The sequence below is a fragment of the Streptomyces johnsoniae genome, assembly GCF_031845565.1.
In the GTDB taxonomy this organism is placed as follows: Bacteria; Actinomycetota; Actinomycetes; order Streptomycetales; family Streptomycetaceae; genus Streptomyces; species Streptomyces johnsoniae.
Genome location: NZ_JAVREV010000062.1, coordinates 1 through 583, shown reverse-complemented (window position 1 = coordinate 583; position 583 = coordinate 1). Strand labels below are relative to the sequence as shown.

The window sequence follows — 583 nt, the reverse complement described above, 5'->3', positions numbered from 1 at the left end:
ATGGACCCGCAGCAGCGGTTGTTGCTGGAGACGTCGTGGGAGGTGTTCGAGCGGGCGGGGCTCGATCCGCTCGGGATGCGCGGCAAGGACGTCGGTGTCTTCGCGGGCGTCATGTACCACGACTACGCGGCCCGGTTGCAGGAACTACCCGACGAGGCGGAAGGGCTGGAGGGCTATCTCGGCAGCGGCAGCGCGGGCAGCGTGGCGACCGGCCGCATCGCCTACACGTTCGGTCTTGAAGGTCCCGCGGTGACGGTGGACACGGCCTGCTCCTCGTCGCTGGTGGCCCTGCACTGGGCGGCGCAGTCGCTGCGGAACGGCGAGTGCTCGATGGCGCTGGCCGGTGGCGTGACGGTGATGTCGACCCCTGGCCTCTTCGTGGAGTTCAGCCGTCAGCGCGGGCTCGCCCCCGACGGCCGGTGCAAGCCGTTCGCCGCCGCGGCCGACGGCACGGCATGGGCGGAGGGGGTGGGGGTGTTGCTGTTGGAGCGGTTGTCGGATGCGCGGCGGAACGGTCATCGGGTGCTGGCGGTGGTGCGGGGTTCTGCGGTGAATCAGGACGGTGCGAGCAATGGGCTGACGG

The 583-nt window shown here is 70.7% G+C and carries 1 protein-coding gene; it reads left to right on the top strand.

Features of this window, described 5'->3' with window-relative positions:
- Positions 1-583 (top strand): polyketide synthase (locus RM779_RS33265; RefSeq protein WP_311621533.1); only part of this gene is annotated, 583 nt, incomplete at both ends.